Origin of the sequence: Chryseobacterium sp. ISL-6 (assembly GCF_018613715.1) — a bacterium.
Classification (GTDB): domain Bacteria; phylum Bacteroidota; class Bacteroidia; order Flavobacteriales; family Weeksellaceae; genus Chryseobacterium; species Chryseobacterium paludis.
In genome coordinates this window covers 21,308-27,307 of the sequence record NZ_JAGGPT010000021.1, presented here as the reverse complement: position 1 = coordinate 27,307, position 6,000 = coordinate 21,308, and the positions used below count along the sequence as shown (strand labels likewise).

Genomic DNA, 6,000 nt, shown 5'->3' with positions numbered 1-6,000 from the left:
TTTTATTTTGAAGACATACAGGCTTCGAAGTTTCAATATGTAATATTCTTGAATAATAAATATATCTTGAGATAAAATAAGGTTTATGATCTTTAAAAAAGTGAACTTCATCAGCTATGGTTTCAAAGGTGAATTCTTTTAATATTTTTTTTAAATCCCTTATAACACTGTCAATTTTTAACAATATCAGTTCCGAAGATAAAATTGTTCCTTTTTGTTCTTTAGTGATTACAAGAATCTGTACATCTAAACCCTCTCGAAGTTTTGATATTTTTCTAAAAAATGTCTTTGTTAGCATGTCTTTTTTCAGAAAAATTACGAAGATTTGTCTTTACAAATCTATCTATTGATTCATATCAAGTTCTTCTTTTTTCTTTCGTATGAAATCTTTAGGTCTTAGTCCATTGGCTTCATAAAATAAATCTGAAAAATGCTGACGTGTAGACACTCCCGCCTCTTCTGCCAGAGCCTCAATAGTATAATGTAGAAATTTCCTATCAGTATTGAGTAATTTCGTTATATAAGATATCCTAAGTCCATTAATGTAAGTCTTAAAATTCTTTTCTTTATTTTCATTGATAAAGATTGAAAGATAAGACGTATTTGTATTTATTTTTGAGGCCAACGAACTTAAAGTTAAGCCCTTCTTTGTAAAATTATTTTCATCCTCAAAAGTGATCAATTTTGCAGCTATATGATTATAAATATCATCAGTGAGAGTGGTTTTCAAAACACCCACTCTAGGACTAGAGGAGGGTTTAAATAAATTAGAGTTTTGACTACTTGACAACTTTTCCTGAAGTTCCTGATACCTGTTTTTTATTTTTTTCTCTTTCAGATAATGAAAAATAAACAGAATAAAAAAAAGCAACATAAGGACAACAAGCGCAATACTATAAATCATCCTTCTGAAACTCATTCTTTCTAAATTCCCTTTGTTCTCCAAAAGAGATTTCGTATCATATTCGCGATGGATTTTCGACGTTAGGTAAGTGAAATTTTCTCCTATTAAATTATCCACTCTTATAAGTTGATTAGTATAATAAAGCTGTTCTTTAATATTTCCCTTTTCTGAATAGTAGTTGATTAGATCCTCATAGGTTGTTCGTAATTCTGGCAAAATAAAATTCTGTTTGTTAAATATGGAATCAACTTTCTTCAAATACCTTAATCCTTTTTCCTTATCAGCCAACATATAATTCTTACCTAAGTAGTAATAAATAACCGATTCCCAAGAAAAATCTTTTGATTTTCTTATTTCCGGAAGCGCTCTAGTAAGATCATTGACGGAACCTTCATAATTTTGACGATGATATTGTAAAATACCTCTACATTTTAATAAATAGCTTTTTTCCAGAGGGAAATCATCCACTCCACCCAACTTCTTTAATCCTAAATTAGTTAGCTTTTCCGCAGTGTTGTATTTTTTGAGGTTTCGATAACAAATCACCAATTGATGAAGCGAATTATAGTAACCTTTATTATAATTGAAGAGATTATTAGGATGATCTTTTTGCTTAGTCTTCAGTTCGAAGAATAACAAACATTTTTGAAACAACTCCAAAGCTTCATCATGATATCCCAAATAACTTTTAACTACTGCTAAATGATAAATAATTTTATTCTGGAGATATTCATCTTTGATACCTGCTGAATATTCATAAGCTTTCAGGTATTCAGATAAAGCTGGTTCATATTTTTTAAGTGTAAAATAATAGAAAATACCTTTTCCTAGATAGGAGTCACTGATTAACTCATCTTTCTGTGATCGTAGAGCTGCAAATATAGTACTATCAGCATATGCGAGTTTATTGTAATGAGATGATGTATAATATACAGCATCTTTGTATCCCTGGACAAGATGCACAAAATCTGATTCAGATTTAGCCTTTTGGATATATTTATTAATGTATTTAAATGCCGCCGAATCTTCTTTTTCAAAGTTTTCATACCTACTTCTAATCTCAATATAATCTTCATTCCTATTTTCAGCATGAAATACATTTACCGTAAAGAAAGAAAATATCAGTAATAAAAAAGTAGATGCCGTCATAGTATTTGTTTTTTACCGCAGTAACTATTTCAAATTTAGCCAAAAAACGTCAAATTAAACCTTTCAATTAACGATCACACAACAATAATTAAGTTAAAAATAAATATTCTAATTAATAAAGAGTTTTACATGCTTTTTTATTTGTCTTAGTTTATAAATCACGACGTCTTGCTTTGTAAAGCTTGCCCTATAAAGATTTTTTTTGGCGGCTATTCAAAATACCTTTGGCTTACGAATTCGAAAAAAATTTAACCGGCCGGGATTAACTTAAAATCAACAAAATGAAAAAGTACATCCCATTTATAATTCTAACATTTTTAAGCTTAATAACTTTAAGCTGTGTACAGAATGATGATCGCGATGAAAATCAGATTTCACATACAAATAAAAAAGAAAATCAGGCTAAAAAAGAGCGAGATACGTTAAGACAAGATTCTCTTATCTCACACGATGACCCTCCTGTAAAGGACACACATGACTGGCGGATCATTCAATAGCAAGGATATGATTTTCCAAAACTTAATCATTACCTGTATCACAGTTCACCTTGTCCAAAAAGTGGAATCTGGGAGACAACAGGAAATTTTAAAACCATCTGCCCAGTATCCAAAGGAAGCAAAATGCCAGATTATTGCGGCATGAAAATTACCTGGAAATTAATCCAAATAGGTTAATAATATTAAAATTAGCATTATGAAAAAATGGACTTATTTCGTTGTTCTGCTTATCTCATACTTTTTTATTCTACTTTTTTGTTACGCAAGTATCAGCAAGATATTGGATTTTGAGAATTTCCAGGTCCAGATAGCACAATCTCCCCTATTAAGCGCTTATGCAGGTTTTGCTTCCTACGGTGTAATAATTATGGAACTTATAATTGTTGTCTTTTTAACGATTCCGAAAATTCGACTTATTGGATTATATGCTTCGCTAGGAATTATGACCGCTTTTACAGTCTATATTTATCTCATTTTGAATTACAGTGATTTTGTCCCATGTTCTTGTGGGGGAATTCTGGAGAAAATGGGCTGGACAGAACATTTAATATTCAACATTATTTGTATCGTCTTATCAGCTGTAAACATCATTATTATTGAAAAACAGAAAAGCCATTTTTTAAAATTTGGTATCATTATGCTCTCTGTTATTGGATTTAATATTCTCTTGGTGATCTATCTTTTCTATTCATCAGAAAACATTATGAAGAAACAGAATAATTTTGTTAGAAGATTCCCTCATCATCCTATTATCGAAGAAAAAGCCTATGATTTAAAATATAACTCATATTATTTTGCAGGTTCTTCAAAGGATAAATTATTTCTTGCAAACACTACCTCTCCATTTTTACTTCTAAGTATAAAAAAAGATTTAACGAAAGTAGACACAATAAAACTAATACCAGACCAACCCCACATTTATCGGGCTATAAAAACTATTGTTACTGAAGACCATATTTATATGCATGATGGTAGTGTTCCAGTTATTTACCGTTCTCAACAAAAAGACCTCAGTGGAAAGGTATATCAGATCAGTTATCAGGATGTATATTTCGATCAACTCATTATTTTATCACCTGATTTGTTTGCATTCAGAACCAAAAGCAATAAAACCAAGTCATTAGTTTTAGGAAATCTTAAAACAGCTAAAATCCCAAGAGTTAATCTTAATACGGAAATACTAGAAAAGCAAATAGATGGAACATTTGATATGATGGAAAACTACTTTATGATGATAGGAATAGCAGATTATTCTATATTTACAGCTATCGCAACCAGATTATTTCTTCAGATAGAAATTTTCAAAATATACTTATCAAGAAAACCATTGACACTGTCAGCCATTCAAGACTTCAGATTACTCAACTCAGTGACGGAAGTAAAAAAATGATAGGAAGTCCACTAACTATTAATCGTAATTCATATGTATATCGTGGGTTACTATTTATTCAGTCTGCTTCGATGGGTCGTTATGAATCCCGTGACTTATGGCAAAAAAACGATATTATTGATGTCTACAAGACCAATCCTTCAGAATACTGGGGCAGCTTTTATCTACAACACCGGCAGGATAGAAAGCTATCTCAAATGCTTGTCACTGATCGATACTTCTATGTATTGGCAGGTAGGGAGATTGTACGTTATCGTATTGCGCAAACCTTAACAAACAGTTTCAACGGGGAAAGCCGAAAACCCGATAAAGAGTAGGCATAACATAATATTTATTAACATGAAAACAATTAGAAAGTTCATTTTTCCCGTAGCACTTGTTATTTTAAGTGCCGGAACAGCATTTGCAACAAACCTGAGTAAAACATCTAATAAAGCAGTAAAAGACGGCTATGTTTTTAGACCAGGTGAACCCGTAGAATGTCAAAATACACATATCTCTTGTAGTGATACAGGAGATGATATCTGTACAGCTAATGTTGGTATGGGTACTGAGACGTTATTTGATCTAAGCGGAAGTGATTGTCCTAACAACTTGTTTGAAATTCCTCAAAACTAATCATTATATGCAATAGAAGGGGGGCATTATCGTGGTTATTACACGACTTCTCTTTAGCATTTCAAAAGCACAGCGAGCTATATGCTCGTTGTGTTTTGTATAAAATATAGCTTATATCACTAGTATTTCATATATCAATTTAAAAATCGGCACCTATTTAGGATTTAGGTTTCTTCTGGCTTTCCGTCGATCCACTAAAAAACTTAGATTATTCAAATAGTACTTTTACTGACAATTTTCATTTCTTTGTTTTCTGATTGGGGTGGTTTTCAGAATCTAATGTCTGACAGTTCTCACAAGTAACTACATCGATGAAACCATTAATACCATCTACCATTAACCGATTGCTCCCGTTAGTCCTCGATGAACAAATACTTACTGCTGTTATAACAGTCATTAAGGTATATGCTGCTAAAATGATTTTGATATATATATTTTGGCGTAACACAGGAAGAGCATTCCATCGATCATCTGCCTGTGCAATATATTGTTCAATACTATTTCTCCAATTTTTCATAATTTATTGTTTAGCGTTCAGTTGGCTTGTTATACTTTTATATTTCGAAGTCAATAAAAAATTTTTCCGTTTCTGATACTAACAATCTTCTCTTTTTCCATTTTTTTAATAGTTCTTATGACAGTTTCTTCACAAAGTCCTGTCAGGCAACCCATCTGATTTCTTGTTAGCGGAATTTTAAAAGAGTATAAAAAATTTTTATTCTGAGAGCTTTTCAAATAATCAAGCAATCCTCTGATTTTAACAACAGGACTCAATGAAGTAAGATATTTTTTCATAACACATTCATAGTACATGCCTTGAGAAAGACTTCTCACTATGCGTGACAATAGCTCAGGCCTTTGTCCTACTACATCTAAAAAAATCTGTTTGGGAAGTCTTACAATAGTACTTTTGGTCACCGTTTCAGCATTCATCGGATAGGGTTTATCAGCAAAAATTGCATACTCTCCAAAGTTTTGTCCATCTGACAATATACTATGGATAAACTCTTTCCCTTCTTCCTTGTAACTGTTTAGTTTTACATTACCCTCTATTATCTGATAGTAATAAAAAGGAAATTCATTCTCACAAAAAATCAATTGATTTGGTTTGTAATATCTGATTTCTCCTTTGGACAAAAGCAAATCTTCGTTTATTATCATACTACTCTTTTTTTAAAAAGTTGAATAAAATTCCCTTAGGTTATAGTTTTGTCATGGTATTAAGTTTACTTCCATAGAAAGAAAGATATATTATACATCTGTTTAATAAAGACACATAATAGCAACGCCTAAGATCATCTGTTAAATAACAGATGATGTTCTTATTAAGTATTTGCCGGGTTTTTTCATGTATGAAAACATACAATTGTTTTGTTTATACAAAAACAAGAAGCACCGTTATACTACAGAAAAGAACTACTACATAGGTTTGTGAAACAAAT

The 6,000-nt window shown here is 31.3% G+C and carries 8 protein-coding genes; 4 read left to right on the top strand and 4 right to left on the bottom strand.

The annotated features are described in order from the left end of the window. On the bottom strand, positions 1–298 hold a 298-nt coding region (locus J7E44_RS23685; RefSeq protein ID WP_214834641.1), incomplete at its 3' end, for an RteC domain-containing protein. A 45-nt stretch (positions 299–343) separates the two neighbouring features. Beyond that, positions 344–2,053: a tetratricopeptide repeat protein gene (locus J7E44_RS23680; protein WP_214834638.1), complete on the bottom strand. Its 1,710-nt coding sequence runs from the start codon at positions 2,051–2,053 to the stop codon at positions 344–346. Between the two features lie 281 nt (positions 2,054–2,334). Between J7E44_RS23680 and J7E44_RS23675 the strand changes: the two genes are divergently transcribed. The 4 genes from J7E44_RS23675 (at position 2,335) to J7E44_RS23665 (ending at position 4,558) form a co-directional block, all read left to right on the top strand. After that, the gene (locus J7E44_RS23675; RefSeq protein ID WP_214834636.1) at positions 2,335–2,550 is read left to right on the top strand and encodes a hypothetical protein; all 216 of its coding nucleotides are present in this window, start codon (positions 2,335–2,337) and stop codon (positions 2,548–2,550) included. A 196-nt stretch (positions 2,551–2,746) separates the two neighbouring features. Then, the gene (locus tag J7E44_RS23670) at positions 2,747–3,940 is read left to right on the top strand and encodes a MauE/DoxX family redox-associated membrane protein (RefSeq protein WP_251040679.1); all 1,194 of its coding nucleotides are present in this window, start codon (positions 2,747–2,749) and stop codon (positions 3,938–3,940) included. 120 nt (positions 3,941–4,060) lie between these two features. Further along, positions 4,061–4,213, top strand: coding sequence for a hypothetical protein (locus J7E44_RS24055; protein WP_251040678.1), 153 nt, complete (start codon positions 4,061–4,063; stop codon positions 4,211–4,213). Positions 4,214–4,279: 66 nt separating this feature from the next. Further along, positions 4,280–4,558, top strand: coding sequence for a DUF6520 family protein (locus J7E44_RS23665; RefSeq protein ID WP_214834634.1), 279 nt, complete (start codon positions 4,280–4,282; stop codon positions 4,556–4,558). A gap of 238 nt (positions 4,559–4,796) precedes the next feature. On the opposite strand, the gene J7E44_RS23660 is transcribed toward J7E44_RS23665, so the two are convergent. Both J7E44_RS23660 and J7E44_RS23655 read right to left on the bottom strand, forming a co-directional pair. After that, positions 4,797–5,075, bottom strand: coding sequence for a hypothetical protein (locus J7E44_RS23660; protein WP_214834632.1), 279 nt, complete (start codon positions 5,073–5,075; stop codon positions 4,797–4,799). Between the two features lie 50 nt (positions 5,076–5,125). After that, positions 5,126–5,719 (bottom strand): Crp/Fnr family transcriptional regulator, encoded by a 594-nt coding sequence (locus J7E44_RS23655; RefSeq protein WP_214834630.1) that lies wholly within the window; start codon positions 5,717–5,719, stop codon positions 5,126–5,128. Positions 5,720–6,000 lie beyond the last annotated feature (281 nt).

What these genes read in the sequence shown, in the direction of transcription:
- J7E44_RS23680 (WP_214834638.1), bottom strand. Translation starts at nt 2,053, where the DNA reads ATGACGGCATCTACTTTTTTATTACTGATATTTTCTTTCTTTACGGTA.
- J7E44_RS23675 (WP_214834636.1), top strand. Translation starts at nt 2,335, where the DNA reads ATGAAAAAGTACATCCCATTTATAATTCTAACATTTTTAAGCTTAATA.
- J7E44_RS23670 (WP_251040679.1), top strand. Translation starts at nt 2,747, where the DNA reads ATGAAAAAATGGACTTATTTCGTTGTTCTGCTTATCTCATACTTTTTT.
- J7E44_RS24055 (WP_251040678.1), top strand. Translation starts at nt 4,061, where the DNA reads ATGTCTACAAGACCAATCCTTCAGAATACTGGGGCAGCTTTTATCTAC.
- J7E44_RS23665 (WP_214834634.1), top strand. Translation starts at nt 4,280, where the DNA reads ATGAAAACAATTAGAAAGTTCATTTTTCCCGTAGCACTTGTTATTTTA.
- J7E44_RS23660 (WP_214834632.1), bottom strand. Translation starts at nt 5,075, where the DNA reads ATGAAAAATTGGAGAAATAGTATTGAACAATATATTGCACAGGCAGAT.
- J7E44_RS23655 (WP_214834630.1), bottom strand. Translation starts at nt 5,719, where the DNA reads ATGATAATAAACGAAGATTTGCTTTTGTCCAAAGGAGAAATCAGATAT.